The 26,614-nt window shown below is 75.9% G+C and carries 28 protein-coding genes; 11 read left to right on the top strand and 17 right to left on the bottom strand.

Annotation, left to right across the window (positions count from 1 at the left end; translation table 11 throughout):
* Positions 1–3: 3 nt before the first annotated feature.
* Positions 4–306: a hypothetical protein gene (locus ACI79U_RS12695; protein WP_457069255.1), complete on the bottom strand. Its 303-nt coding sequence runs from the start codon at positions 304–306 to the stop codon at positions 4–6.
* Between the two features lie 126 nt (positions 307–432).
* On the opposite strand from ACI79U_RS12695, the gene ACI79U_RS12690 reads away from it, so the two are divergent.
* A complete protein-coding gene (locus ACI79U_RS12690; RefSeq protein WP_457069258.1) occupies positions 433–1,536 on the top strand; it encodes a mandelate racemase/muconate lactonizing enzyme family protein in 1,104 nt (367 codons plus the stop codon).
* On the opposite strand, the gene ACI79U_RS12685 is transcribed toward ACI79U_RS12690, so the two are convergent.
* Positions 1,533–2,417, bottom strand: a complete 885-nt coding sequence (locus tag ACI79U_RS12685; protein ID WP_457069260.1) for a LysR family transcriptional regulator ArgP — start codon at positions 2,415–2,417, stop codon at positions 1,533–1,535. The genes ACI79U_RS12690 and ACI79U_RS12685 overlap by 4 nt on opposite strands.
* A gap of 76 nt (positions 2,418–2,493) precedes the next feature.
* Between ACI79U_RS12685 and ACI79U_RS12680 the strand changes: the two genes are divergently transcribed.
* Entirely contained in the window at positions 2,494–3,114 is a 621-nt protein-coding gene (locus ACI79U_RS12680) for a LysE/ArgO family amino acid transporter (protein ID WP_457069262.1), read from the top strand.
* Positions 3,115–3,136: 22 nt separating this feature from the next.
* Here ACI79U_RS12680 and ACI79U_RS12675 read toward each other — a convergent pair whose 3' ends face one another.
* From ACI79U_RS12675 to ACI79U_RS12655, 5 genes are all read right to left on the bottom strand, one after another.
* A complete protein-coding gene (locus tag ACI79U_RS12675) occupies positions 3,137–3,985 on the bottom strand; it encodes a RecB family exonuclease (RefSeq protein WP_457069264.1) in 849 nt (282 codons plus the stop codon).
* Positions 3,986–4,034: 49 nt separating this feature from the next.
* Positions 4,035–4,892, bottom strand: coding sequence for a PHP domain-containing protein (locus ACI79U_RS12670; protein WP_457069266.1), 858 nt, complete (start codon positions 4,890–4,892; stop codon positions 4,035–4,037).
* Between the two features lie 51 nt (positions 4,893–4,943).
* Positions 4,944–5,627 (bottom strand): PH domain-containing protein, encoded by a 684-nt coding sequence (locus tag ACI79U_RS12665; RefSeq protein WP_457069268.1) that lies wholly within the window; start codon positions 5,625–5,627, stop codon positions 4,944–4,946.
* 8 nt (positions 5,628–5,635) lie between these two features.
* Positions 5,636–5,791, bottom strand: coding sequence for a hypothetical protein (locus ACI79U_RS12660; protein ID WP_457069270.1), 156 nt, complete (start codon positions 5,789–5,791; stop codon positions 5,636–5,638).
* Positions 5,792–5,942: 151 nt separating this feature from the next.
* The gene (locus ACI79U_RS12655) at positions 5,943–6,566 is read right to left on the bottom strand and encodes a DUF6758 family protein (protein WP_457069272.1); all 624 of its coding nucleotides are present in this window, start codon (positions 6,564–6,566) and stop codon (positions 5,943–5,945) included.
* A gap of 113 nt (positions 6,567–6,679) precedes the next feature.
* On the opposite strand from ACI79U_RS12655, the gene ACI79U_RS12650 reads away from it, so the two are divergent.
* On the top strand, positions 6,680–7,138 hold the full coding sequence (locus ACI79U_RS12650) for an NUDIX domain-containing protein (RefSeq protein ID WP_457069274.1): 459 nt from the start codon (positions 6,680–6,682) through the stop codon (positions 7,136–7,138).
* Between the two features lie 4 nt (positions 7,139–7,142).
* Here the strand turns inward: ACI79U_RS12650 and ACI79U_RS12645 are convergent, their stop codons facing one another.
* Entirely contained in the window at positions 7,143–7,724 is a 582-nt protein-coding gene (locus ACI79U_RS12645; protein WP_457069276.1) for a MaoC family dehydratase, read from the bottom strand.
* A gap of 139 nt (positions 7,725–7,863) precedes the next feature.
* Between ACI79U_RS12645 and ACI79U_RS12640 the strand changes: the two genes are divergently transcribed.
* Positions 7,864–8,373 carry a hypothetical protein gene (locus ACI79U_RS12640; RefSeq protein WP_457069278.1) on the top strand — a complete coding sequence of 170 codons (510 nt, stop codon included), beginning with the start codon at positions 7,864–7,866 and terminating at the stop codon, positions 8,371–8,373.
* Positions 8,370–9,299 (top strand): MFS transporter permease, encoded by a 930-nt coding sequence (locus ACI79U_RS12635; RefSeq protein ID WP_457069280.1) that lies wholly within the window; start codon positions 8,370–8,372, stop codon positions 9,297–9,299. Before ACI79U_RS12640 ends, ACI79U_RS12635 begins: the two co-directional genes overlap by 4 nt.
* 11 nt (positions 9,300–9,310) lie before the next feature.
* Here ACI79U_RS12635 and ACI79U_RS12630 read toward each other — a convergent pair whose 3' ends face one another.
* The gene (locus ACI79U_RS12630) at positions 9,311–9,604 is read right to left on the bottom strand and encodes a WXG100 family type VII secretion target (RefSeq protein WP_457069282.1); all 294 of its coding nucleotides are present in this window, start codon (positions 9,602–9,604) and stop codon (positions 9,311–9,313) included.
* A gap of 152 nt (positions 9,605–9,756) precedes the next feature.
* Between ACI79U_RS12630 and ACI79U_RS12625 the strand changes: the two genes are divergently transcribed.
* Positions 9,757–13,944, top strand: coding sequence for an FtsK/SpoIIIE domain-containing protein (locus ACI79U_RS12625; protein WP_457069284.1), 4,188 nt, complete (start codon positions 9,757–9,759; stop codon positions 13,942–13,944).
* 13 nt (positions 13,945–13,957) lie between these two features.
* On the opposite strand, the gene ACI79U_RS12620 is transcribed toward ACI79U_RS12625, so the two are convergent.
* The 4 genes from ACI79U_RS12620 to ACI79U_RS12605 all read right to left on the bottom strand — a co-directional run bounded on the left by ACI79U_RS12620 (position 13,958) and on the right by ACI79U_RS12605 (position 18,095).
* Positions 13,958–14,470, bottom strand: coding sequence for a DUF6912 family protein (locus ACI79U_RS12620; protein ID WP_457069286.1), 513 nt, complete (start codon positions 14,468–14,470; stop codon positions 13,958–13,960).
* Positions 14,471–14,614: 144 nt separating this feature from the next.
* Complete coding sequence (locus ACI79U_RS12615; protein WP_457069288.1) at positions 14,615–16,012, bottom strand: WS/DGAT/MGAT family O-acyltransferase; 1,398 nt, start codon at positions 16,010–16,012, stop codon at positions 14,615–14,617.
* Positions 16,013–16,107: 95 nt separating this feature from the next.
* Positions 16,108–17,385, bottom strand: a complete 1,278-nt coding sequence (locus ACI79U_RS12610; RefSeq protein WP_457069290.1) for an AAA family ATPase — start codon at positions 17,383–17,385, stop codon at positions 16,108–16,110.
* The gene (locus ACI79U_RS12605) at positions 17,385–18,095 is read right to left on the bottom strand and encodes an SAF domain-containing protein (protein WP_457069292.1); all 711 of its coding nucleotides are present in this window, start codon (positions 18,093–18,095) and stop codon (positions 17,385–17,387) included. The genes ACI79U_RS12610 and ACI79U_RS12605 overlap by 1 nt, the downstream gene beginning before the upstream one ends.
* A gap of 195 nt (positions 18,096–18,290) precedes the next feature.
* Here ACI79U_RS12605 and ACI79U_RS12600 point away from each other — a divergent pair, with 195 nt between their 5' ends.
* Positions 18,291–18,542 carry a helix-turn-helix domain-containing protein gene (locus ACI79U_RS12600; RefSeq protein ID WP_457069294.1) on the top strand — a complete coding sequence of 84 codons (252 nt, stop codon included), beginning with the start codon at positions 18,291–18,293 and terminating at the stop codon, positions 18,540–18,542.
* 17 nt (positions 18,543–18,559) lie between these two features.
* On the opposite strand, the gene ACI79U_RS12595 is transcribed toward ACI79U_RS12600, so the two are convergent.
* Complete coding sequence (locus ACI79U_RS12595; protein ID WP_457069296.1) at positions 18,560–19,126, bottom strand: hypothetical protein; 567 nt, start codon at positions 19,124–19,126, stop codon at positions 18,560–18,562.
* Positions 19,127–19,212: 86 nt separating this feature from the next.
* On the opposite strand from ACI79U_RS12595, the gene ACI79U_RS12590 reads away from it, so the two are divergent.
* Positions 19,213–20,010 (top strand): hypothetical protein, encoded by a 798-nt coding sequence (locus ACI79U_RS12590; RefSeq protein ID WP_457069298.1) that lies wholly within the window; start codon positions 19,213–19,215, stop codon positions 20,008–20,010.
* Positions 20,007–20,588: an Rv3235 family protein gene (locus tag ACI79U_RS12585; RefSeq protein WP_457069300.1), complete on the top strand. Its 582-nt coding sequence runs from the start codon at positions 20,007–20,009 to the stop codon at positions 20,586–20,588. Before ACI79U_RS12590 ends, ACI79U_RS12585 begins: the two co-directional genes overlap by 4 nt.
* A gap of 65 nt (positions 20,589–20,653) precedes the next feature.
* Here ACI79U_RS12585 and secA read toward each other — a convergent pair whose 3' ends face one another.
* Positions 20,654–23,803, bottom strand: a complete 3,150-nt coding sequence (gene secA, locus ACI79U_RS12580; protein ID WP_457069302.1) for a preprotein translocase subunit SecA — start codon at positions 23,801–23,803, stop codon at positions 20,654–20,656.
* 86 nt (positions 23,804–23,889) lie between these two features.
* Here secA and ACI79U_RS12575 point away from each other — a divergent pair, with 86 nt between their 5' ends.
* Together ACI79U_RS12575 and ACI79U_RS12570 are read left to right on the top strand one after the other, a co-directional pair.
* Positions 23,890–24,303: a pyridoxamine 5'-phosphate oxidase family protein gene (locus ACI79U_RS12575; protein ID WP_457069304.1), complete on the top strand. Its 414-nt coding sequence runs from the start codon at positions 23,890–23,892 to the stop codon at positions 24,301–24,303.
* A 2-nt stretch (positions 24,304–24,305) separates the two neighbouring features.
* On the top strand, positions 24,306–24,860 hold the full coding sequence (locus ACI79U_RS12570; protein WP_457069306.1) for a GNAT family N-acetyltransferase: 555 nt from the start codon (positions 24,306–24,308) through the stop codon (positions 24,858–24,860).
* A 101-nt stretch (positions 24,861–24,961) separates the two neighbouring features.
* Here ACI79U_RS12570 and hpf read toward each other — a convergent pair whose 3' ends face one another.
* Both hpf and ACI79U_RS12560 read right to left on the bottom strand, forming a co-directional pair.
* Positions 24,962–25,690, bottom strand: coding sequence for a ribosome hibernation-promoting factor, HPF/YfiA family (gene hpf, locus ACI79U_RS12565; protein WP_457069308.1), 729 nt, complete (start codon positions 25,688–25,690; stop codon positions 24,962–24,964).
* Positions 25,691–25,780: 90 nt separating this feature from the next.
* On the bottom strand, positions 25,781–26,584 hold the full coding sequence (locus ACI79U_RS12560) for a ComF family protein (protein ID WP_457069310.1): 804 nt from the start codon (positions 26,582–26,584) through the stop codon (positions 25,781–25,783).
* Positions 26,585–26,614: the final 30 nt, after the last annotated feature.

The raw sequence follows: 26,614 nt of genomic DNA, 5'->3' as shown, positions 1-26,614 counted from the left end.
GTCTCAGGTGCGGAGCCAGGCGATGGCGGCGGCGAGGAGCAGTCCGCCGCGGTAGACGACGGCGAGCTCGTCGTGGCGGGTGGCCAGGGCGCGCCAGTTCTTGAGGCGGTTGATCGCTCGTTCGACGACGTTGCGGCGCTTGCAGGTCTTCGTGTCGTAGCCGACTGGGCGTCCGCCGGCCGAGCCGCGGCGGGGTACCCGTAGGCCGTCCAGCAGCACCGGCAACGAGGTCCCCTCTGCGCCCGCGGTGGTGCGCCGCCGGGTCTGGGAGATCTCCGGCGGCTTCGGGAACAGTGCGCCGGTCAACGTGAACTCGGCGCCGAGAACTCACCTGCTCGCCCACAACGGTCGAGTGACCTGACAGGACAGCAGCGTCGAGCACCACCAGGAGTCGACGACACCGACGTCGACACGCGGATCAGGAGGACCACCATGCGGATCGCCGAGATCCACCTCTACCAGGTCGACCTGCCGTCGAAGGGCACCGGCTACCGGATGTCCGAGGGCGCCTACACCGCTCTGGACTCGACGGTCGTGCAGATCGTGTCGGACATCGGGATCTCCGGATGGGGTGAGACCTGCCCCATCGGCCCGACCCACGTTCCGGCCCATGCCCTCGGCGCCCGCGCGGCCCTGACCCAGATGGCCCCGGGGCTGATCGGCCGGACCGTGACCGGGCCCGCGGCGGTCCAGCGCGCGCTGCACGGCCTGCTCCACGGCCACAACTACGCGAAGGCCGCGATCGACATCGCGGTGTACGACCTGCTCGGCAAGGCCTACGACCTGAGGGTGTGCGACATGCTCGGCGGTGCGACGACCGATCAGGTCGACTCGTACTACTCGCTGACGCTCGGCGACCCTGACGAGACCGCCCGCGTCGCGGCGCAGAAGATCGCCGAGGGCTACCCCCGTCTCCAGGTGAAGATCGGTGGACGGCCGGTCGAGATCGACATCGAGACGATCCGGAAGGTGTGGGAGGCGACCGGCTGCACACGGCTCGTCGTCGACGCCAACCGGGCGCTGCTCACGCGCGACGTCCTGCGGATCGACCGGGAGTGCGCCGACATCCCGTTCGTGTTCGAGCAGCCCTGCAACACCATGGAGGAGATCGCCGCGATCCGCGCCCAGCTGGACCACCCGGTCTACCTGGACGAGAGCACCGAGAACCTCGGCGAGGTGCTGCGGGCGATCTCGCTCGGGGTGTGCGACGGGTTCGGCCTCAAGGTCACCCGCCTGGGCGGCCTCGGAGCCATGGCCACCGTCCGCGACGTCTGCGAGGCACGCTCGCTGCCCCACACCTGCGACGACTCCTGGGGCGGGGACATCATCGCGGCGGCCTGCGTCCACGTCGCCGCGACCGTGCACCCCCGCCTGCTCGAGGGCGTCTGGATCGCCGAACCCTTCGTGGACCTCCACTACGACTCGGCGCACCCGGTCCGGGTCGAGGGCGGCCGCATCCGGGTGCCGACCGGTCCCGGACTCGGCGTGGTCCCCGACGACGGCGCCCTCGGCGATCCCGTCGCATCGTTCGCCTAGCCCGCCTGCCCCGCCGGCTGCTCCAGGGTCTGGCGGGCGGCGGCCAGGACGGCGCCCGCCACCCGGTCCAGCACCGGGGAGCGCAGCTTCCACTGCTGCCAGTACAGGTGCACGTCGACGGCGCCGGCGTCGTCCAGGGCGACCAGCTCCCCCGGCGGCTCCTGCTGCGGCGGCACCATGCCCCAGCCGAAGCCCAGCCGCACGGCTTCCACGTAGTCGGTCGAGGACGGGACGAAGTGCGCCGGGACGCCGTCCGTCGCGACACCGCGGGACCGCAGGTAGCGGTGCTGCAGGTCGTCCCGGCGGTCGAAGACCACGACCGGCGCCCGTGCCAGCGCCGCCGCGGTGACGCCGTCGGCGAACCACCGGGCGGCGACGGCGGCGGTCGCCATCGGTCGGTACCGCATGCCCCCGAGCCGGGTCACCGTGCAGCCGGGCACCGGGTCGGCGTCGGCGGTGATCGCGGCCATCACCGACCCGTCGCGCAGCAGCGCGCTGGTGTGCTCCTGGTCCTCCCGGCGCAGGTCGAAGGCGACCTCGCCGGCGAGCGGGGCGAGCGCCGGCAGCACCCAGGTGGCCAGCGAGTCCGCGTTGACCGCGATCGGCAGGAGCACCGGGCCGCGGTCGGTGCCCAGCTCGCGGGCGGTCTCGGCGGCGAGGAGCCCCACCTGGCGAGCCAGGCGCAGCACCGCTTCCCCCGACGAGGTGACCCGCACCGGCCGGCTGCGGACCAGCAGCACCCGGCCGGTCGCCGTCTCCAGCGCCTTGAGCCGCTGGCTGACCGCGCTCGGGGTGACGTGCAGCGCCCGGGCGGCCGCGTCCAGGCTGCCGGCGGCGACCGTCGCCTCGAGGGCGCGCAGCTGACCGAGATCGAGGTCCACCGCACCATTAGAGCAACTGTTGCTGCATGAAGAACGTGAGCGGTGCTGCAGATGTCGGCTGCCTAGGGTCCTCGACGTGCCCACCGCCGCCCTCGCCGCCGCCGCCGGACTCGGACTGGGGCTGTCGCTGATCATCGCGATCGGCGCGCAGAACGCCTTCGTGCTGCGGCAGGGGCTCCGCGCCGAGCACGTCGCCGCCGTCGTCGCCGTCTGCCTGCTCTCCGACGTCGCGCTCATCGCGGCCGGTACGGCGGGCGCGGGCGCACTGGTCACCCGGGTGCCGGAGCTGCTCACCGTCGTCTGCTTCGCCGGCGCGGCGTTCCTGCTCGGCTACGGGCTACTGGCCGCCCGGCGGGCGCTCCGTCCGGCCGCGCTGCTGCCCGCCGACGGCGGCGCCCGCGGCTCGCTGGCCGCCGCCGTCACCACCGCCCTGGCGCTGACCTGGCTCAACCCGCACGTCTACCTGGACACCGTGGTGCTGCTCGGCTCGCTGGCCAGCACCTGGTCCGAGCAGCGCTGGTGGTTCGCCGCCGGGGCCGCGCTGGGGTCGGCGGTCTGGTTCACCGGGCTGGGCTACGGGGCGCGGCTGCTGCGCCCGGTGTTCGCCCGGCCCGCCGCCTGGCGCGTGCTCGACGCGGTGATCGCCGTGGTCATGGTGCTGCTGGCGGCCTCGCTGGTGGCCCGCGGGCTGCGCTGACCAGAGCGGCGGCTCGCCGACCTCAGCCGGCCACCGGCTCCTCGGGGAGGAAGCTCCACGACTCCCGCGCGGGGACGGCGGCCTGACCGGCGGGGCAGCTGGGCCGGAAGTCGCACCAGCTGCACTGCCGGCCGGTGACGGTCGGGAACGCCTCGTCGGGGCTCTGCCCGGCCTCGACCGCCGCGGTGGCCGCGGTGATGTCGGCGGCGATGTCCTCGGCGCGGCGCACGTGGTTGGCCAGCGACCGGTCGGTGTGCTCGAACGCCGCGACCGTGCCGCTGGGCAGGTGGTGCAGCTCGACCCGGCTGCACGGCCGGCGCAGCGTGCGCCGGACACCGAGCACGTAGGCGGCCAGCGCCGGTGAGCCGCGGGCCTCGTCCTCGGTGGACGGCGTCCGACCGGTCTTGTAGTCGACGACGACCAGCTCGTCGCCGCGCCGGTCGATCCGGTCGACGCGGCCCGACAGCGCCAGCGCCGGCGTCGTCGTCCCGACCGTGCGCTCGGTGCCGGCCGGTTCGTCGGCCGGGTCGAGCCCGGCGACGTAGTCGGTCAGCCAGGTGGCGGCCTTCGCGCGCCAGCGGTGGGACTGCTCCTCGTCCCGGAAGCCGGTGGTCGACCAGCCCCCGTACAGCAGCTGCCGGACCGCCGCGGTGGTCCGCTTCTCGATCGACAGCTCCCACCAGCTGCGCAGCGCGGCGTGCACCGCGGAGCCGACGGTGTTGTGCGCCCACGGCGGGCCCTTGGGTGGGCTGGGCCGCTCGACGTAGGCGAACCGGTAGCGGCGCGGGCAGTCGGCGAAGGTGGCGAGCTTGCTCGGCGTGCAGGCGAACAGCCGCTTGGGCATGCCCGGCATCTCCAGCTGGGCGCTCACCGCCGGTCCTCCCCCATGCCGCCACCGTAGCCGGGGGCACCGACGGTCCTCAGTCGGTGAGGACGGCGCTCCCGGTGCCCGCGGCGACGAGCGCCTCGTACTGGTCGGGGTCGGTCGTGCACGCCGCGATCGGGGTGAGCTTGTTGGTGCCGTGGTAGTCGCTGGACCCGGTGCGGATCAGCCCGAGGTCGCCGGCCAGGCCGCGCAGGTGCTCGCGCTGCGCCGGGGTGTGGTCGGGGTGGTCGACCTCCAGGCCGAGCAGCCCGGCGTCGGCCATCGTCGCGAGGGCAGCGTCGTCGACCACCCGGCCGCGGGAGGTGGCCAGCCCGTGCGCGAAGACCGGCACCCCGCCGGCCGCGCGGACCAGGGCGATGCCGTCGAGCACGTCGGTGTCGGCCTTGGTCACGTAGTGCGGGCTGCGGTGGCTCAGCACGGTGGCGAAGGCGTGGTCGACCGAGTCGACGACACCGGCCTCCACCAGCGCCCCGGCGATGTGCGGCCGGCCGACCACCCCACCGCCACTGCGGGCCACCACCCGAGCCCAGGTGATCGGGTAGCCGGCCAGGGCGAGGTTGCCGACGATCCGCTCGGCGCGCCCGAGCCGCTCCTCCCGCAGCCGGACGCGCTCGGTCGCGAAGCCGGCGTGCAGCGGGTCGAACAGGTAGGCCAGCAGGTGCACGCTCATCGGCGGCTCGTCGGCCGGGAACCACCGGCAGGACAGCTCCATCCCCGGCACGACGGTGAGCCCGGTCGGCCGGGCAGCGGCGGCCGGCTGCCACCCGGCGGTGGTGTCGTGGTCGGTGAGGGCGACGACGTCGAGGCCGGCCGCGGCCGCGGTGGCGACGAGCGCCGCGGGGCTGTCGGTGCCGTCGGACACCGCGGAGTGGGTGTGCAGGTCGATGCGCACGCCGTCAGCCTGCCGCATCCGGCCCGGTGCCGGTCGACCGGCGGCCGGTGCTCACTCGGCGGGCGGGGTGGGCCGGCCGGCCCGGACCCGCGGGATCGGCTCGGTGTCGTGCCGCCGCCCGGACACCAGCGGCCGGGGCAGGTGCTGCTCGGGCGCGCCGTCCTCCCCGCGGTCGTCGGCGTTCATCGACCCGTCGGCGTCCTCGTCGCTGCTCACCGGGTTGCTGGAGAAGTCGGTGCCGAACATCAGCTCGCTCAGCCGCTTGTACAGCGACCCGGCGTGCGGCATGAAGGTGACCACGTCCAGCCCCTGCTGCTGACCGGCCGACTCGAAGCGGAAGGTGCCGTAGCCGAGGATCTGCCCCCAGAAGGTCTCCTTCCAGGTCAGGTCGGTGATCCGGCGCAGCGGCATGACCGCGACGGTGCGGATGATCACCCCGGAGGTGAGCAGCACGCGGCGCCGGGTGACCAGCAGGTGCCGCACCCACCACTCGGCGGTGTGCAGACCGAGGTGGGCCAGTGCGCCGACGGCGGCGGCCAGGCCGAACAGGGTGCTCACCTGGTTCTGCGGGTCGAGCTGCAGCAACCAGACGCCGGCGACCAGCACCGGCAGCCCCCGCACGTACGGGCGGACCAGCACCGCCGGGTGCCGGCGGGTGGCGATCACCGGCGGTTCGTCGGGGAGGAGGTACTTCTCGGCGTCCTTGCCCCAGCGGGGCCGTCGCGGGCCGGACACGGCCCGGCTCAGACCAGCGAGCCCACGAAGGCCGACAGCGACTGGGCCGCATCACCCAGGGCCGAGCCCGCGCTGCGCACGATGCCGGCGGCGTCCTCCGGTCGCTGGATCACGTAGAAGACGACGAAGGCCACGGCCACCCAGGTGAGCACCTTCTTCAGCACGGTCGCACCGTTCCTCCCATCGGGCAGCAGGCAGGCCACGGCATCCGCGCACGGACGACGGCATGACTCCACCACGGCCTGCTGGACCGCGCCACATGGGTAACAGCAATCCCGCGCGTCACACCAGTCGCCACGCCGGGCCGGGGTGGAATCAGCGTCCGGGGAGCAGCCGCTCCGTCGGCGGGCCCAGCGGGAGGTCGGGGTAGACGCGCTCGCGCAGGTCCAGCAGCACCGGGTCCTCGGCCAGCAGCCAGGCGGCCGAGGACGGCCAGGTCACCAGCCACAGCCACACCCCGTACGCCTCGCCGACGAACGCGGCCCGGTCGTCGCTGGTGGGCACGGTCCACAGCGGCGCGCGCTGCCCGGCGGCGCGGACGGCCGCGGCGGACGGGCCGTCGATCAGCTCACCGGGGTCGACACCGGGGAACCCGGCGTACCCGCAGCCCAGTCCCGTGCCCGGCTCCTCGGCGACCAGCACCAGCTCGGCGGCCTCGCCCAGCGGGCCGGGGCCGGCGCAGGCCACCACGATCGCCCGGGCGCCGGGCTCACCACCCCAGGCCAGCCCGGTGACCGACCAGCCCGACGGCATCGGGTCCGGCACCCAGGCCGGCACCCGGGCGTCGGCGCAGACGGCGGTGATGGCGTCGTGCGCCACCACCGCGGTGTGGTGCAGCGGGGTGACCGCCGCATGCAGGTGGCACCAGCCCTCCGCAGTGGAGCCTGGCTTCACCATCAGCGCCTCGCCGCAGCGAGGGCACACCGGGGAGACGCTCATCGCCGCTCACCGTCGGTCCCCGGCGCGGTTTCGTCAAGCACTCGTTCTGCTCCCGGTGCCGCGGTCACCCGCCCGGGGCGGTGCGCACCGGCGGCCGGCCGTAGCCTCCGGACGTGCCCGAGCGCGACGCCGCCGTCCCGGAGGTGCCCTGCGCCGTCCCGGAGGTGCCCTGCGTGGGTGCCGTGGTGCACGACGCCGCGGGCCGGTTGCTGCTGATCCAGCGCGGGCACGCCCCCAGCGCGGGGCTGTGGTCGGTGCCGGGCGGCCGGGTGGAGCCCGGGGAGACCGAGCCGGACGCGGTGGTGCGCGAGACGCACGAGGAGACCGGGTTGCGGGTGCGCCCGGTCTCGGTCGCCGGTCGGGTACGCATCCCCGGGGACGGCGTGCTGTTCACCGTGACCGACTGGCGCTGCGACCTGGCCGGCGAAGGCCAGCGGCCGGTGGCCGGTGACGACGCCGCCGCGGTGGCGTTCGTCGACGCCGCCGGCCTGGCCGCGCTGGAGGCCGCGGGCCGGGTGGCGCCGGGTGTGGTCGCGGCCCTGACCGGCTGGGGTCTGCTCCCCCACCGGTGACGGGTCAGCGGCGGACCGGCTCCGGTCGCCCGGGCTGCTCGCCGCCGTGCTGCCCGCCGCCGTGCTGCCCGCCACCGTGCTGCCCGCCACCGTGCTGCCCGCCACCGTGCTGCCCGCCGCCGTGCTGCTCCGCGGCGGAGCGCTTGGGCACCATCACCTTGCGGCGGAAGACGCACACCACGGTGCCGTCCTGCTTGTAGCCGGTGGTCTCCACGTGCACGACCCCGCGGTCGTCCTTGGACCGCGACTCTGCCTTGTCCAGCACGGTGGTCTCGCCGTAGATCGTGTCGCCGTGGAAGGTCGGGGCGACGTGCTTGAGCGACTCGACCTCCAGGTTCGCGATCGCCTTGCCCGACACGTCGGGCACGCTCATGCCCAGCAGCAGGGAGTAGACGTAGTTGCCGACGACGACGTTCGCCCCGAACTCGGTGGTTTCCGCGGCGTAGTGGGCGTCGAGGTGCAGCGGGTGGTGGTTCATCGTGAGCAGGCAGAACAGGTGGTCGTCGTACTCGGTGACGGTCTTGCCGGGCCAGTGCTTGTAGGTGGCGCCGACCTCGAACTCCTCGTAGTACCGGCCGAACTGCATCTGCTCAGCTCCCGATCATCGGCTCACTGCGACGGGACGCGGGCGCCTCAGGCGACCCCCGGTCCACACGGGGAACGGGAGTTGCCGGTGCGGGGCGACGATGACCCGTCCGGACGGGCGCCGATCCTACGATGAGCTGGTGCCCCTGCAGTCCGCCGCTGACCTGCCGGCCGAGGCCGCTGACCTGCCGGCCGAGGCCGAGGTCGAGCGCCTGAGCCCCGGTGGCCGCCGCGTCCGGCTGGCCGCGGCGGCGACGGTGCTGGCCCTGCTGCTGGCCGGCACGGTGTGGGGCGACGACGACGCCTTCCCCTTCGGCCCGTTCCGGATGTACTCGACCCGCGCGAACCCGGACACCCCGGTGACCTCCACCCGGGTGGTCGGGCTGACCCCGGCGGGTGCGGAGGTGCGGCTCTCCGGTGGCGAGGTGGGCCTGCGCCGGGCGGAGTTCGAGGGTCAGCTCCCCCGCATTCACCGCGACCCGTCGCTGCTGGGGCTCCTCGCCGACTCCTACGCCGAACGCAATCCCGACGCCGAGGAGCTGGTGGAGGTGCAGGTCGTGCAGCGCCGGTTCGAGCTCTCCGACGGTCAGCGGACCGGTGCGGTCAGCGACCGGGTGCTGATCGAGTACCAGCTGGAGGACGGCGAGTGAGCACCGCGGCCACCACCCCACCCACCGCGGCGCCGGTGCGCCCGGAGGAGGCGCCGGCCATCCCCGGCACCCCCCGCTGGTGGTTCCGCCCGGTGCCGCTGGCCCGCGTCGCGGTCTTCCGGCTGATCGCCTACCTGTTCATCCCGGTGGACGTCTTCCTGACCACGGGGTGGGTGCGCGCCCACGCCGACGTGCCCACCGACTGGTACGCACCGCTGCTCATCGGCCGGCTGCTGCCGCTGCCCACCCCGACCCACACGGTCGTGCTCGTCGTGCAGTGGGCGCTGGTGATCGCCGCACTGGCCGCCGCCACCGGCCGGGCGCCCCGGCTGCTCGGCTTCGCCGTCTTCCTCCTCTACTCGGAGTGGATGGTGATCGCGATGAGCTACGGGAAGGTCGACCACGACCGGATCGCCTTCCTGGTCGCCCTGGCGGTGCTGCCGACGATCGGGCGGGCGCGGCTGCGTGACCGGCGTTCGTCGGAGGCCGCCGGGTTCGCGATGGCGGCGGTGCTGGTCACCGTGATGCTCACCTACTTCCTCGCCGCCTGGGCGAAGATCCGGTTCGGGGGCTGGGACTGGGCGACCGGGGCCACGCTCACCCGCGCGTTGGTGCGCCGGGGCACCGACCTGTCGATGTGGACGCTGGACGTGGCCTGGCTGCTGCCGGCGGCGCAGTGGGTGATGATCGTGCTGGAGCTGGCCGCACCCCTGATCCTGCTGGTGCGCACCGACCGGGCCCGGATCGGGCTGGTGCTCTTCCTGCTCGGCTTCCACGTGATGGTCTACGCCGGCGTCGCGATCATCTTCCTGCCGCACTGCATCGCGATCCTGTCGATCCTGCCCTGGGAGCGGCTGACCACCCGCCGGCGGGACACGGTGCTCGACCGGCCCGCCGCACCGGTCCCGGCTCCCGCCCGGAGCTGACCGGTGCCGCCTCAGATCATCGCGCCGATCCGGGCGGCCATCTCCGCCTCGTGCTGCTGGTAGGCGGCCGCGACGTTGGTGAGCAGCTGACCCATGCCCGTCAGCGCCTCGCTCAGCCCCTGGCTGGACAGCCGCCACTTCTCGTAGAGCTCGGTGAACTGCACCGCCGCCTGGCTGTCGGTCCACCCCTCGAGCACCGAGGTGTTGATCCCCGCCGACAAGGCGGGGTGCCGCGCGGTGGTGTCCCCGGCCTCGGCCTGGCAGCGGCCGGCCATCCCCTGCAACGTCGCGATGTCGACCTTCACGGTTCCTCCTCCTGACCCGGGCACCTCCCGGTGGAGCAGGACGGTAGGGGGCCGAGTCGGTCCGGGTCGGCTGTTGTCCACAGCCCCCAGGGCTGTCCACAGGTCGCCTCCGCCGCCGACCGCGGGCCCCGCCCGAGCGGCACGATCACCCGGTGCCCACCTCAGCCGGCGCCCCGGGCGGGGCGCGGACCAGCAGCCGCGGCTGGACGCTGTGCGCGGCCCGTGGCGCCGTCGACGTCGAGGTCTCCGCGCCCGAGGACGCCGTGCTGGCCGACGTCCTGCCCGCCCTCGCGGCCGAGCTGGGGCTGCCGGCCGGCCCGCTGTGGTCCGGGTCGGCGGAGCTGCCCGGCGGCACACCCCTGTCCGCCCCGGCTCTGCGCCACGGGGCGGTGCTGGGCTGGGGCCGGCCGGCCCCCCGCGACCCGGCCGCGGACGGCTCGGGTGCACTGGAGCTGCAGGTCGTCGGCGGGCCGGATGCCGGGCGCAGCCTGCCGCTGGGGCGCGGGCGGCTCGTCGTGGGCCGGAGCACGACGTGCGGGCTGCACCTGGCCGACCCGGACGTGTCCCGCCGGCATGCCGTGGTCACGGTCGCCGAGGGGCGGGTGACCGTCGCCGACCTCGGCTCCTCGAACGGCACGGTGCTGACGACGCGGCGGGGCGCCGCCCCGCTGGACCGCACCGCGACGACCTGGCCCGTGGGCGAGGCGATCCGGCTGGGCGCCACGACCGTCCGGCTGACCGGCCCGGCGGGCGCACCGCTGGAGACCGAGGGCACCGGCGCGGGACGGGTGGTGGTGCGCCCCCTCGCGGTGAGCCCGCCGCCGGCCGTCCCGGTCAGCGTCGAGCTGCCCGCCCCGCCGGCTGACCCGCCGAGCCGGCGCCTGGGCTGGGTGGCGGTGTCCCTCCCCGCGGTCGGCGGCGTCACGATGGCCTGGCTGCTCGACACCCCGGCGTTCCTGTTCTTCGCCCTGCTCGGCCCCGCGGTGGCGGTGGGCGGCTGGTGGTCCGACCGGCTCACCGGCCGTCGGGCCGGCCGGCGGGCCCGGGCCGAGCACGCGGTCGCGCTGGCCCGGGCCGAGCTCGAGCTGGCTGCCGCGGTCACCGCCGACGTGGCCGGCCAGGAGGAACGCCACCCCGATCCCGCCCGGCTGGTCGCGGCGGCCCGGCGGCGCGTCTCGCCGCTGTGGTCCCGCGGCGGGCACGACCCGACCGGCTGGGTGGTGCGCCTGGGCAGCGGCCCCGGCCCCACGGCGGTGACCGCGGCCGGCCCGGACGGCGCGCGGTCGGCAGCTCCGGCCGGCGCCGTCCCGGTCACCCTGGACCTCGGCTCCTGCGCCGGCCTGACGCTCAGCGGGCCGCGGCCGGCAGTGCTGGGCACCGCGCGGGCGCTGGTGTGCCAGCTGGCCGCGCTCTGCCCACCCGGTGCGCTGTCCCTCGAGCTGGTCTGCGACCCGGCCCGACTGGCCGACTGGGCCTGGGCCCGCTGGTTGCCCCACCTGGGGACCGTCCGCCCGGCGGGGCACGCCGCGGACGGCGACCACGCCCCGTCCCCGACCGCCGGCGACGGCCGGACCCTCGTCGTGGTCGACGGCGCGGTGAACGCCGAGACGCGGGCTGCGCTGGTGGCCGCCGCGCCCCGGGTGTCCCTGCTCGAGCTCACCGACCGGCCGGGGTCGGGGGCCGGGGCGCAGCTGACCGTCACCGGCGAGACGGGCTCGGCCGGCCGACTCGAGCTGCCCGGCACCCCCGGCCGGTCGGTCGTCCTCGACGCGCTGCGGGAGACGACCGCGGCCGCACTGGCCCGCACCCTGGCCTCCCTCACCGCGCCGGCCGACGCGCACGGGATCCCCGACAGCGCCCGGCTGCTCGAGCTGTCCGCGCCCCCCGGGCAGCACGCCGACCAGCCGGCACCGGCCTGGGACCGGTCCCGCACCCGGCTGCTGTCCACCCTCGGCGCCACCGCCCGCGGCCCACTGACCCTGGACCTGGTGGCCCAGGGGCCGCACGCGCTCGTCGCGGGCACGACCGGCTCGGGGAAGTCCGAGCTGCTGCAGACGCTGGTCGCCGGCCTGGCCCTGCACCACCCACCGGATCGGTGCAGCCTCCTGCTGGTCGACTACAAGGGCGGCGCCGCCTTCGCCGAGGCGGCGGCGATGCCGCACACCGTCGGGGTGCTCACCGATCTGGACCACCAGTCGACCGCGCGGGCGCTGCGTTCCCTGGCCGCCGAGCTGACCCGCCGGGAGCGGCTGCTCGCCGCGCACGGCGCCCGGGACGTCGGGGAGCTCCCCGACGACGTGGCACTGGCCCGGCTGGTCATCGTGGTCGACGAGTTCGCCACGCTGGTGGAGGACCTGCCCGGCTTCGTCAGCGGCCTGGTCGGCATCGCGCAGCGCGGACGCTCGCTGGGCGTGCACCTGGTCCTCGCGACCCAGCGCCCCTCCGGCGTGGTCAGCCCCGAGATCCGGGCCAACTGCTCCCTGCGGATCTGCCTGCGCACCACCGACGAGGCGGAGGCCCGTGACGTGCTGGGCAGCGCGCTGCCCGCCCAGCTGCCCGCCGACCGGCCCGGTCGCGCGTGGCTGCGGGCCGGCGGCGCGGCACCGGTCCTCCTCCAGGTGGCCCGGGTCGCCACCTCGGCACCGACCGGGCCGGCGGTGCACGTGCGCCGGCGGGCCTGGCCGCCGCTGCCCGCCCCGACCGCGGGCGCGGCCCCCGCCGGCGACAGCGACCTGGCCCGGATCGTCACCGCCGTCGCGCGGCGGACCGCGGCGGCGGGGCTGGCGCTGCCCCAGCGGCCGTGGCTGCCCCCGCTCCCCAGCCGGCTCACCGCCGCCGACCTGAACCCCGACCGGGCCCCGACCGCCCCGACGGTCGTCCGCATCGGCCTGCTGGACGTCCCCGACCGGCAGGTGCAGCCGCCGTACGAACTGGACCTCGCCGCCGGTGGCGGGTGGCTCGCGGTGGGCGGGCCACGCAGCGGGCGGAGCACCGCGCTGGAGACGGTGCTGACCGAGGCGGCCACCCAGCTCTCCCCTGAGCAGCTGCACGTCCACGTGCTCGACCACGGCGGCGGTGCACTGGCTGCGCGGGCCGCGGACCTGCCGCACACCGGCACCGTGGTGCGACGCGGCGACCCGCACCGCAGCGGCCGGCTGCTGCACCGCCTGGCCGCGGAGCTGGACAGCCGGCGCACCGGCGCACCGGCGGACCGGCCCCTCGTCCTGCTCCTGGTCGACGGCTACGACGGCCTGGCCGCCGAGCTGGAGAACGGCGACCCCGCGGGCGGCGCCGCCGACCTGATCCGGCTGTGCCGGGAGGGTGGCGCGGTGGGGCTGACCGTCGCGCTGACGGCCGACCGGGCGGTACCCGGGAGCCGGCTGGCCGGTTCGGTGCGGGAGCGCCTGGTGCTGCCGCTGCCCGATCGGACCGACTACGCGGTCGCCGGGGTGCCCGCGCGCGCCGTCCCCGAACACCGTCCCCCGGGCCGGGCGCTGGTGGGTGAGGACGCCGTGGAGTGCCAGCTGGCCCTGCCCCGGGACGCGGTCCGCGCCTGGCCCCTCCCGGCCGGCGCCGCCCCCGTCCCGCTGCGGGTGAGCGACCTGTCCGCCGACCCCGAGCTGCCGCTGCCGTTCCCGGACGCCGGGTACCGCTGGCTGCCGGTGGGCCCCGGCGGCGACGAGGGGCGCGTGACCGGGATCGACCTCGGGGCAGCCGGCGGGCTGCTCGTCGTGGGCCCGCCGGGGAGCGGTCGCAGCGACGCGGTGCGGGCCTTCGGCCGGCACTGCCGCGCCGCGGGAGCCCGGGTGCTCGAGCTGACGTCGTCGCGCCCGCGCGGTGACCTCGGTGACCTCCATGGCGACCTCCATGGCGACCCGGACGGCCCCGAGCACCGGATCGACCGGGTGGACCGCCGCGACGCGGCCGGGCTGCGGGCCTGGCTCGCCGAGACCACACCCGACGCCCGGGTGGTCCTCGCCGACGACGTCACCTCGCTACCCGACGCGGTGGCCGACGTGCTCGCGGTCGCGCTGAGCTCACCGGCCGAGCAGCCCCCGGACGACGCACCGCCCCCGGGCGACGTGCTGGTGATCGCCGCCGGCAGCCCGACCGAGCTCGCCGGGAGCTTCCGCGGTCCGGTGGCGGCGCTGCGGCGGTCCCGTACCGCGCTGCTGCTGCGCCCCGGACCCGGGGACGCGGAGCTGCTCGGGCTGCGGGTGCCGCGCACCCCCCTGCCGGCCCGCCCCGGCTCCGGCTGGCTGCTCGCCCGCGGCGAGCCGACCCGGGTGCAGGTGGCGCGGCACCGGGTGCCCGTTCCCGGGCCGGGCCGGGAACGGTGACCCGGTGCGCCGGTCAGAGCAGCTCGAGCGCCGGCCCGATCTCCTGCGTGGCGTACCAGGCGAGCTCGTGCCCCTCGGCCTGGTCGACGGCGAACTGCGCCTCGTCGCTGCCGAGGTCGGCCTCCAGCACGACGGCGACCGCGGCCGCGACGTCGGCCTCGGCCTCGGCCACGTCGACGTGCGCACTGGCGACGTCGGCCAGCGTGACGGTCGCGGTGGTCCGCGCGGCGCCGGGGTCGGCCCCGAGGTCCTCGATCGGGGTGAGCGAGGACTCCGGCACGTCGGCGGCCAGCACCACCCGGCGCCGGGCCGCGGTCGGGTCGACGTCGATCAACCGGAGGCTGGCCCGGGCCGCGGCCAGCAGGGCGGCGTACTCCAGCTCCTCGTCATCGCGGAGGTCGTCGCTGAGCTCGTAGTGGGCACGCAGCTGCGGGGTGACCGCGAACACCGTGAGCGGCCCCTCCAGTCGGCCGTCGTCCAGCAGCCGCCGCAGAACGGTCGTCGTGGCCGGCAGGTACACGCGCACCCGGGTCGCCTCCTCAGTCGTGGAACAGCGACCGTAACGTCGCCGACCGGGCTGCCCGTTCCCCGGCGGTCCGAGCCGGCCCGGCCGACCGCCTCCCGACGCCCGCCGCGGGCCGGCGAGGAGTGGGGACCAGCTGGTGCTCGCTCAGCGGGCGGCCTCCCGCAGGTCGCCGACCTCCCGCTCGATGAGGTCGGCCAGCACCTCGACGTCGCTGATGCTGTCCCGGTCGGCGTTCAGGCCCACGTACACCGTGCCGTCGTAGCTGGTCAGGCCGATGGCCAGACCCTGGCCGCGGACCAGCGGCACCACCGGGAAGACCTCGACCATCCGGGCCCCGCCGGCGTACAGCGGCACCTGGGGGCCGGGCACGTTGGTGACCACGAGGTTGAACAGCCGGCGGGACAGCCCGCTGGCGGCGCGGGCGCCGAGCGCGTGCAGGGTCGGCGGGGCGAAGCCGCTCAGCGCACTGAGCGTGTCGGCGCCCACCGACTGGCCGCGGGGCGCCAGGCCGCGCATGGCGTAGCTGATCCGGGCCATGCGCACCCGTGGGTTCGGCTCACCGACCGGCAGGTCGACCAGCAGCGAGGAGACCCGGTTGCCGCCGCCGTCATCCTCGGTGCGCACCGACACCGGCACCAGGGCCCGCACCACGGTGCTGCCCACCACCGGCTCCCCGCGGGACAGCAGCCACTCCCGCAGCGCGCCGGTGACCGTACTGAGCAGCACGTCGTTGACGGTGCCCCCGAGGGACCGGCGCACCTCCCGCAACTCCGCCAGCGACACCCGGGCGACGGCGAACCGCCGCTGCCGGCCGATCGGTGCGTTCAGCGGGCTCGCCGGCGCCGGCGACACCGCGGTCCGGGCGGCGGCGGCGAGCAGCCCGGTGGCCACCCCGGCCCACCGGGCGGCGGTGGCGCGCACGTCACCGACCGCGGTCCGGGCCGTGTCCAGCACGGCAGAGGGTCGCTGCAGGTAGTCCTCGACCGCTTCCCAGACCAGCGCGGCCGACCCCGGGGGCCGCTGTGGCCGCCAGTCGTCGGGCACCGCCACCGTGCCGGCGTCGGCGTGCTGGCTGGGGTCCAGGATCACCTGACCGATGTCGATGGCCCCCAGACCGTCGACCAGCGCCGGGTGGGTCTTGGTCACCACCGCCGTGCGGTCGCCCGCCAGCCCCTCGACCAGGTACATCTCCCACAGCGGGCGGGTGCGGTCCAGCGGTCGGGCGGTCAGCCGGGCGACGAGGTCCAGCAACTGCTCCTCGGTGCCCGGCCGGGGCAGCGCCGAGCGCCGCACGTGGTAGCTGATGTCGAAGTCCGGGTCGTCCACCCAGGCCGGGTTCGCCAGGTGCCCGGGGACCTCCAGCACCTTCTGCCGGTAGCGGGGCACGAGCGGGAGACGGGCCCGGACCAGCTCGATGAGCGCCTCGTGGTCGAGCCCGCCGTCGGGGCACTCGAGCACGAGCACCCCACCCACGTGCATGGGCGTCGCCGGCTCCTCCAGGTAGAGGAACGACGCGTCCAGCGCGGTGAGCCGTTGGACCACGGCGTGACCTCCCCCACTGACGGTCGCCCCAACCTACGCGGAGGCCCCGCCCCCGGCCGGGGTGGCCCCGGAACCGGTCACGTCCGGCCGGCGGCTCAGCCGCGGGCGCGCCGGCGGCCGGCGGGCACCGGCGCGCCACTAAGGCCGACGGCGAGCTCGCGCAGCGCCACCCGCAGCGGGGACCCGGGGGCGACCTCGGCCAGCGTCCGGCCCGCGGCGAGGGCGGCATCGGTCGACCGCCGGTCCGCGGGCAGGAAGCAGTCCACCTCCGCGCCCGTGAAGCGGGTCAGCGCCGCGGCGATCTCCCGCCGCGGGTCACCGGCCACCGGACCGCGGCGGAGCTGGTTGACGACCACCCGGGGGCGGACCTCGGGCAGCACCTCACGCAGCTCGCCGAGGGCCCGGATCGTCCGCTGCAGGGCCACCGGGTCGGCGCCGCTCACGCAGAGCACCTCGTCGGCCGCCTCGAGCACGGCCAGGGTCGCGCCGTTGCGTCGCGGCGCCGCCGTGTCGAAGGACAGCTCCTCGTCCTCCTCCAGGCAGAAGGCGCAGTCGACCACGGTGAGCGTCGCCAGCCGCCGGGCTTCCGCCAGCACCACGGCGAGCGCCTGGGGGCGCACCTCCGGCCAGCGGTCGGCGCGCGCCAGCCCGGTGAGCACCCGCAGCCGCGGTCCCACCGACCCCGCCAGCCGGGAGAGGGCGGGTCCGTCGAGGGTGCCCGCGCCGGCCTGCCGGGCCGCGGCGGCCACCCCCGGCGACTCGTCGAGCAGGCCGAGCACCTGTGCCACCACGCCGCCGTACACGTCGGCGTCCACCAGCAGGGTCGTCACGTCCAGCCGGGCGGCCTCGTCGGCCAGGCCGACCGCGACCGTGGTCCGCCCCGGCGCGCCCGTCGGGCCCCAGACGGCGACCACCCGGCCGCGGCCGCCCGGGCGGGGCGGCTCCTGCTGCTCCGGACCCACCGGGCGGAGCGCCGCACGCGGATCGGCCACGTCCCGGCCGGCCGGCGCTCCCCCGGCGACCGCGGCACGCAGCGCGCGGGCGATCTCCTCCGGCGGGGCGTCGGCCGGGAGCACCCGCTCGACCCCCAGCTGGCGCAGCCGGTCACCGGCGCGTGCATCCCCGGGCTCGACCAGCCCCACGACCGCCACCCCGGCGGCGACCAGCCGGGTCACGGCCGCGCCGTCCAGCCGGCGCAGCTCGGCCGAGAGCAGCGCGGCCTGGCCGGTGCCGGTGCTGGCCGCGGCGAGCAGGTCGGCGACGTCGACGCACCGGCGGACGACGGTGACGCCGTGGTCCTCCCGGTCCAGGGCACCGACCAGCTCGGACTCCCAGGCCGCCCCGGTGACCGCGGTGAAGACCTGCAGCGACATCAGCCGGTCGACCCCGCCTCGGCGGTGGCGTCGACCGAGTCGCGGACGACCACGACCAGACCGCGGCCACCGATCGCGGCCAGCACCTCCGGGGCCTCGTCGGCCGGGACGGTCACCACCACCTGCAGGGTGCTGGTGGACGCCGACAGCACGCCGTCGGACCGGCCGGTCACCGCCTGGACCGGTGCCGCACCGACCACCAGGTCCACGTCACCACCGGTCTCCAGGGACGCGCCCACGGCGGGGTCGGCCACGGCGTAGACGTCGACCAGCTGACCGCGGGACAGCCCCGGCGGCACGTACCCGGCCTGGACCGGCAGCGCGAGCTGCACCTGCCCGGTGACCTCCGCCAGCGCCGACCTGGGCACCAGCTCACCGGCGCGGACCGCCCGCGCGAGGACCCGGCCCTCGGGGCGGGTGCTCGCGGACAGGTAGGAGCCGGCGACGTCGTCCAGCCGCACCGACACCGGCACCAGGTCCTCGGCGGTCAGCGCCGTGCCGGCCGCGAGGTCGGCGCCGGCCGACCACACGGGCACGGTCGCGTCGGCGGCGGTGACCACCCGGGCCCCGACCAGCACCGACCCGAGCACCAGCAGGATCCCCAGGACGAGGCGCAGGTCGAGCCAGCGCGGCGGGCGGACGCGCCGGGCGACCGGGCCGGCCGGCGCCGACTCGACGACCGGGGCCGCGGAGGTGGTCGGCGCGCTCATGGCTGGGTCGTCCTCCCCGGTCACCGCCCACCGGACGGCGTCCGGAGCGGTACCGCACGGTGCGGCGGAGGCAGATCATGACCGAGGAACCGGGGACCGCGCAGCCGTTGTCCACACCTTCGGGTGGACGATGGGGCCCCGGATCACCCGACTGACAGACTGGCGACCACCTTCGACGGGAGAGCGACCCACCTCATGGCCACCCAGCGGTTCTGGACCCTCGACGACGTCGCGGAGATCCTCAACGTCTCCTGGTCCCAGGCCTACGCGCTGGTCCGCCGCAAGGAGCTGGGCGCCATCCAGATCGGTGGCCGCGGGCAGTGGCGGGTGGAGAAGGACGAGCTGGAGCGCTTCATCCAGCAGAAGTACGCCGAGGCGCGTGCGGTCGAGCCGGAGGCCGCCGACGCCGAGACGACCGCCGACACCCAGGTCGACTCCCCCTCCTGACCGGCTGAGCTCCCGGCTCAGACCACCGCCGGCGGCAGGGTCCGGACGGCGACCACCGCCGCCAGCACGATCGCCCGCACGCCACTGACCGCACCCCGTCGGCGCGGGCGGTCCACCGCGTGCTCGGCCAGCTCCAGGTGGTCGGCGCCCACCCGGTCGACCGTGCCGGCGAAGACGCTGCCGTCGTCCAGCAGGCACTGGACCGTCGCCCGGTCCCGGGCCAGGCCACGCAGCGCCCGGCGGAGGTCCAGCCGCGACTGCGTCCCGTCGGTAGCACCGTCGACGGTCAGGGTGGTCAGCCCGCCGACGGCCCGGACCGCGCGGGTGGCGACCAGCAGCTCACGCTGCTGGACGTCGGTCAGCAGCAGCCAGTCGACACCCACCTCGACCAGCCGGCCGGCGAGCTCACCCACCCCGGCGCAGGTCAGCACCACCTCGGCGCCGACCGCGCCACGCAGCCGATCGGCCAGGTGCACCCGCCCGAGCTCGGCGCGCGACCGCGAGGCCGACTCGGCGTCGAGCTCCGCCGCCTCCTGGTCGGCGGCCTGCGCCTCGAGGTCGGCGAACAGCTGCTCCCAGCGCATGGCCGGAGCGTAACTCGTCCACAGATGCTTGCATTTGGTTGCATTTGCTTGCGTTGGTGCTGTTTGGTGGTCATCCAGGAGGTGTGATGTCCACTCGGCGATGGCTGACGACGGCGGCGGTGATGGCCGCTGTCGCCTGGGCGCTGGCGGCGCTGGGTGCCGATCCGGCCGCGGTGCGGGCGGCGCTGGCCGATCCGCAGGGGCTGGTCGACGGCGCGGGCCCGGACGCGCTGGTGGTCGTGGGGGTGACCGCGGCGGCCTGGGCCTGCTGGGCATGGGGCGCCGTCGGGCTGCTGCTCACCGCGCTGTCCACCGCGCCGGGCGCAGCGGGTCGGGCCGCGGGCCGGCTGCTCCACCTGCTGCTGCCCGCCGGTGCCCGGCGGGCGGCCGCGCTCGCCGTCGGGCTGGGCCTGGTCACCGCCGCGCCGGCGGTGGCGTGGCCCGCACCGACCGTCGTCGCGACCGTGGCCGACGCCACCGACATCGGGTTCCCGGTGTCGGTGGACTGGCCGACGGCGCCCGATGCCGACTGGCCGTGGTCGGTGGACCGGCCCGGCGCCCCCGGCACCGCGCCAGCCGACACCGCACCGGCCGACACCGCACCGGCCGACACCGGGCCGGCCGACACCGGGCCAGCCGACAGCGCGCCGCCCGACACCCGGTCCGCGCAGCACGTGGTGCTGCGCGGTGACTGCCTGTGGGACATCGCGGCCGCCTGGCTGGCCCGGTCCTCCCCCGGCACCCCGGTCACCGACGCCGCCACCGCCGCCGCGGTCGCCGACTGGTGGCAGGCGAACGCCGACGTGATCGGCCCCGACCCCGACCTCCTGCTGCCCGGTCAGGTGCTGCAGGCGCCGCCCCCGTCCTCCGAGGAGCTCCGATGAGCGCACCGCAGCACCAGCTGACCCCGACGGTCCCCGGCCCGGCCGGACCGACCACCCGCCCACGCCTGCACCTGACGGTGGTGCGCACCCCGGGGCCGGCGCTGGAACCGGCGGCGCACCCCGTGCGGGTGCTGGTGCCCGGCCAGCGGCACCGCCGGCCGGCGCCGCCACCCGGCCCCCGCCCGCGGCTGGACCGGGTCCAGCCCCTGCTCGCGCCGGTGGAGGCGGAGTTCGGTCCCCGCTGGTCCGGGCGGGCGGAGCTGCCCGATGCCATGTCGGCCGGCCGCCGGCTGGTCATCCTCACCCTGGAGGCGTTCGCCGGCCGCCGGCCGATGGCGCAGCTGCAGCCGCTGGTGACCCCTGCGCTCTACACCGCGCTCGGCGAGCGGCGCCGCCCTCGCTGGTGCGCCGAGGGCACGGCGCCGCTGGTGGTGGGTGGGGTGCGGGTCTGCGAGCCGGTGGACGGCGTCGCCGAGATCAGCGCGGTGGCCCGCCGGGGCGGGCGGGCGCACGCGGTCGCCGCGCGCCTGGAGGGGATCGACGGGCGCTGGCGGTGCACCGCACTGCAGATCGGCTGAGTCCGGCCCCTCCGCAGGTCCCGCGCCGAGCCTGCGAGGCGTGGGACCTGCGGAGGGGCCCTTTCTCAGCTGTTGCCGGCCACTCCGTGGCACTGCTTGAACTTCTTGCCCGAGCCGCAGGGGCAGGGCGCGTTCCGCGGGGTCTCCTTGGTACCGGTGACCGTCGCGGACTTCGCCGCCTTCGGCCGGCCGGCGTCCTTGGCGGACTGGTCCAGGCTCGGCGCGCTGTAGGTCAGCTGCTCCTGCTTCGGCGCCTCCAGCCCCTTCACCGACAGCTCCGGCCCGCCGTCGGGGGCGCCGGGCACCGCCGCCGCGGCTGGGGCAGCCGGCGCCGTGGCCTCAGCGGGCGCAGACGCGGCAGCGGGCGCCGACGCGGTGGCGGGCGCGGGCTTCCGGGTGCGCCGGGCGGAGCTCGTCGTCCCCCCACCGTCGCCCGCGCCGTCGGCGTCCGCGGCCGGACGCGCGGCCGGAGCCGGAGCCGGAGCCGCGGCCGGAGCGGCACCGTTCCCGTCCGTGCTGGGCGCGGGAGGGGCGGTGGCCGGCGCGGCGCCGTCCCCGTCGGTGGACGCCGGGGCCTGCGCGGCCGTCGCGGTGGCGGCCTGCGCCGCCGCAGCGGCGGCCTGCCGGGCCAGCACCCGCTGGGTCCCGGCCTGGGCGCGAGCCAGCGCCTCGGCCTCGGACTGCGCCTGCTTGGCCCGGGCCTCCGCCTCCTGCTGGTCCTTGGTCTTGACCTCGAGGTGGAACAGGAAGCCGACGGACTCCTCCTTGATCCCGTCGAGCATCGCGTTGAACATGTCGTAGCCCTCGCGCTGGTACTCCACGACCGGGTCGCGGTTGGCCATCGCGCGCAGGTGGATGCCGGCCCGCAGGTAGTCCATCTCGTAGAGGTGCTCGCGCCACTTGCGGTCCAGCACCGAGAGCAGCACCCGCCGCTCCAGCTCGCGCATGACCTCCGCGCCGAGCCCGGCCTCCCGCTCCTCGTAGGCGCGGTGCACGTCGGCGAGCAGCTCGGACTTGAGCACGTCGGCGGTGAGCGCGGCCTGCTCGCCGTCGGCCACCCGGTCCAGCAGCTCCTGCCGGTCCAGGCCCACCGGGTAGAGCGCCTTCAGGCCGGACCACAGCTGCTCGAGGTCCCAGTCCTCGGCGTACCCGGCCTCGGTGGCGCCGTCCACGTAGGCGGCGACGACGTCGTCGACCATGCCGCGCACCTGCACGTGCAGGTCCTCACCGTCGAGCACCTTGCGGCGCTCGGCGTAGATGACGGTGCGCTGGCGGTTGAGCACCTCGTCGTACTTCAGGACGTCCTTGCGGACCTCGTAGTTCTGCTGCTCCAGCTGCGTCTGCGCCGAGCGGATGGCCCGGCTGACCATCTTGTGCTCGATCGGCTGGTCGTCGGGGACGCGCAGCGTGTTCATCATGTTCTCGAGCATCGGCCCGTTGAACCGGCGCATCAGGTCATCGCCGAGCGACAGGTAGAACCGGGACTCGCCCGGGTCGCCCTGACGGCCGGAGCGCCCGCGCAGCTGGTTGTCGATGCGGCGGCTCTCGTGCCGCTCGGTGCCCAGCACGTAGAGGCCCCCGGCCTCGGTGACCTGGTCGTGCTCGACCTTGACCTGGGCCTTGGCCGCGGCGAGCGCGTCGTCCCACGCCGCCTCGTACTCCTCCGGGGTCTCCGCCGGGGTGAGCCCCTTGGCCCGCAGCGCCTCGTCGGCGATCACGTCGGCGTTGCCACCGAGCTGGATGTCGGTGCCGCGGCCGGCCATGTTGGTGGCCACGGTGACCGCGGACAGCCGGCCGGCCCGGGCGATGATCGACGCCTCCTGCGCGTGGTGGCGGGCGTTGAGCACGTTGTGCGGGATGCCCCGGCGGGTCAGCAGCTTGTCCAGGACCTCGGACTTCTCCACGCTGGCGGTACCGACGAGCACCGGCTGGCCCGCCTCGTTCCGTTCGGCGATGTCGTCGACGACCGCCTCGAACTTGGCCTTCTCGGTCTTGTAGATCAGGTCGGACTCGTCGGCCCGGATCATCGGCCGGTTCGTCGGGATCGGCACCACGCCCAGGCCGTAGGTCTGGTGCAGCTCGGCGGCCTCGGTCTGCGCCGTGCCGGTCATCCCGGAGAGCTTGTCGTAGAGCCGGAAGTAGTTCTGCAGGGTGATCGTGGCGAGGGTCTGGTTCTCGTCCTTGATCTGCACCCGCTCCTTGGCCTCGATGGCCTGGTGCATGCCCTCGTTGTAGCGGCGGCCGGCCAGCACGCGGCCGGTGAACTCGTCGACGATGAGCACCTCGCCGTTGCTGACGATGTACTGCTGGTCCTTCTTGAACAGCTCCTTGGCCTTGAGGGCGTTGTTCAGGTAGCTGATCAGCGGGGTGTTGGCCGCCTCGTAGAGGTTGTCGATGCCGAGCTGGTCCTCGACCAACTCCACGCCCTCCTCGGTGATGGCGATCGTTCGCTTGCTCTCCTCGACCTCGTAGTGCCGGTCGCGCTTCATCAGCGGGGCGATGCGGGCGAACTCGCCGTACCACTTGGCGCTGGTCTCGGCCGGGCCGCTGATGATCAGCGGGGTGCGGGCCTCGTCGATGAGGATCGAGTCGACCTCGTCGACGATGGCGAAGGAGTGCCCCCGCTGCACCAGGTCGGCCTTGGACCAGGCCATGTTGTCGCGCAGGTAGTCGAAGCCGAACTCGTTGTTCGTGCCGTGGGTGATGTCGGCCAGGTACTGCTGCCGGCGGACGTCGGGCTTCTGCCCGGAGACGATCGTGCCGACGCTCAGGCCGAGGAAGCGCTGGATCCGGCCGGTCCACTCCGCGTCGCGGGAGGCCAGGTAGTCGTTGGTGGTGACGACGTGCACGCCGTCGCCGCTCAGCGCGTTGAGGTAGGCCGCCAGCACGCCGGTGAGGGTCTTGCCCTCACCGGTCTTCATCTCGGCGATGTTGCCCAGGTGCAGCGCGGCGCCGCCCATCAGCTGGACTCGGTAGTGCCGCTGGCCGACCGTCCGCTTGCTCGCCTCGCGGACCACCGCGAACGCCTCGGGCAGCAGCTGGTCGAGGGTCTCCCCGTCGCCGTAGCGCTCCTTGAACTCGTCGGTCTTGGCCCGCAGCTCGGCGTCGGTGAGGTCGACGACGTCGACCTCGAGCGCCTCGACCGCATCCGCGATCTTCGACAGACGTCGGAGGATCTTGCCCTCACCGGCACGGAGGATCTTGGAGAACACCACGACCCCAGCGTAGGCGGCCCGGCTGGGAACCTGCTGCCCGCTGGACCGCTCTGGTCACGCCTGCCCCGTCCGTACCCTCTCCAGGCGTGGATGACGCCTACGGCCCGGGTCTGATCGCGTTGCTGACCGAACGCCACCTCGCGACCCTCACCACGATGCGGGCCGACGGCACCCCGCACGTCGTCCCGGTCGGGGTCACCTTCGACCCGGCCACCGGCACCGCGCGGGTGATCACCTCGGGCACGTCGGTCAAGGCCGGGCACGTGCGGGCCGGGCAGACCCGGGTGGCCGTCTGCACCGTCGACGGCCGGCGCTGGGCGACGCTGGAGGGGACGGCGGTGCTGCGGGAGGACGCCGCGTCGATCACCGACGCCGAGGCCCGCTACGCCCGCCGCTACCGGCAGCCGCGCCCCAACCCGGCCCGGGTGGTGCTGGAGATCGCGGTGGACCGGGTGCTGGGCAACGCCAACCGCTTCCCGCCGACCGGCGAGGAGGGCTGAGCATGGACATCTCCGGCATCGACCTCACCACCGAGGTGGTACGCACCGAACGGCTGGTGCTGCGGCCCTACCGGCCCGACGATGTCGACGCCGTGTTCACCGCCTGCCAGGACCCGGAGGTCGGGCGCTGGATCCCCGCCGTGGGGCCCCGGTACAGCCGGGACGACGCCGTCGACTGGGTCACCCGGGAGGCGCCGGGCGAGCGGTCGGCCGGCACCGGGCTGACCGTCGCCATCGAGGCGGCGGGGCGGTTCGTCGGGTCGACCGGCGTGCACCGGATCAACCAGCACCCGCTGGGCCCGGAGGTCGGCTACTGGATCGCCCCCGACGCCCGCGGGCACGGCTACGCGGCCGAGGCCGCGCATGCGATGGCCGAGTGGGCCATCGGGCTCGGTGCGCCGCGGGTGTACCTGGTCGCCGACGTCCGCAACACCGGCTCGCAGTCGGTGGCCCGCCGGGCCGGCTTCACCCAGGAGGGCGTGCTGCGCTCCTACCTGCACTACCCGGACGGCGGCGTGGGCGACGCCGCGCTGTTCTCCCGGCTGCCCGGCGACTGAGGACGGCGGGCAGCCTCCCGATAGGGAGACGGCCCGCCGTCGGCCTCCCTGCAGGGGCCCGCCGCGAGCTTGCGAGTGGTGGGGGGCAGGGAGGTCCTTCCTCAGACGGTGGCGGGCTGCCGCTCCGTCGTGCCCACGGTGTCCCCGCCGCTCGCCGCGTCGGCTTCGGCGGTCCCGTCGCCCGCCGGCTCGCCGCCCAGCCGGATCAGGCCGTAGTCGAAGGCGTGCCGGCGGTAGACCACCGACGGCTGCCCGGTGTCGGCGCACAGGAACAGGAAGAAGTCGTGACCCACGAGTTCCATCTCGTAGAGGGCCTGGTCGACGTGCATCGGCGTGGCCGGGTGCATCTTCTCGCGCACGATCCGGCCGGGCAGGTGCTCGTCGAGATCGGTGACCAGCGGCGCGGCGTTCGGCTCGAGGTCGGGCACGCCCCCGCCGAGGTCGGCGGCGTTGCCGGTCAGCATCGTCTCCACCGGCGCGTCGGAGGCGCCGTCGAGCCGGACGCTCGCCGGCGTCCGGCGGCCGTGGTGCACGCGGCGGCGGTCGTTGGCCCGCCGCAGCCGGTTCTCCACCTTCTCCACCGCGAGTTCGAGCGCGGCGTAGAAGTCGTGGGCGGACGCCTCGGCGCGGGCCACGGGGCCCTTGCCGCGCAGCGTGATCTCCACGCGCTGGGCGATGGCCGACTGACGCGGGTTCTTCTCGTGCAGCAGCTCGACGTCGATCCGGATCAACTTGCCGTCGAACCGCTCGAGCTGACCGACCTTGTCCTCGACGTGCGTGCGGAAGTGCTCGGGCACCTCGACGTTCCTGCCACGGACCACGATCTCCATGGGACCTCCCGGTGAGCGGGTGTGATCGCACCCACGCTAGTTGCCCCACGCCGTTCCCGACACCGGGGACACCCCCACGGGGACCGGCCGTCAGGAACGCACCGTGAAGGCCCCTGGTGGGGGCGCCGTGGCCTGGCCCGAAGTACGCCGGGGAGTCGCGGCGACCACCGCGGCGAGCACCGGCGCGCGGGCCGGCGGGGCGTGCCCGGAGCCGGCCCGCAGCGCCCGGGCCGCCTCGGTCAGGGTGGCCCCGCTGGTCACCACGTCGTCGACCACGACCAGGACGCCGGACGGCGCCGGGCGACGCCGCAGCGCGAACCGGCCGGCGAGGTTGGCCTGCCGCTCCCGTGCGCCGAGGCCCGCGCTGTCCGCGGTCCCCCGTGGCCGTCGCAGCAGCGGGACCGCCGCCGCCGGCACCCCCGCGGCGCGCAGCTCGGCCACCGCCCGGTCGGCCAGCTCGCGGACGTGGTCCCGGCCGCGGGCCCGGACCGCCGCGGCGGAGCTGGGCACCGGCACCAGCACCACCGGCGTGCCGGGAGCGGGCGGCTGCGCCAGGCCGGTCAGCACCGCGGCGACCGCCAGCCCCAGCGCGCTGCCCAGCGGACCGGCCAGCTCCGCCCGGCCGTGCTCCTTGAACGCCACCACCGCCGGGCGCACCGGGCCGGCGTAGGCGCCGGCGGCGACGGTGGGCGGGAACCCCGGCGGGTGCCGCCGCGGCTGGGCCAGATGGGGACGGGCCAGCAGCGCCGAGCAGCGCGGGCACAGCACCGGGCCGGGCACCGCGCACCCGGCGCAGGCGCGGGGCAGCACCAGGTCGGCCAGCGCCCGGGCCGCATCCGCCCACCGGCCCGCCCGTGGGCCGCCGGGGCCGGGGCCGGCCGGCGTCGTACCCACGGGGGTCAGGCTGCCCGCCGCCCGCGGCGA

This window comes from Modestobacter sp. SYSU DS0904 (assembly GCF_054051115.1).
Note: the sequence above shows the minus strand (reverse complement) of the source record. Positions and strands in the feature narration are given on the sequence as shown.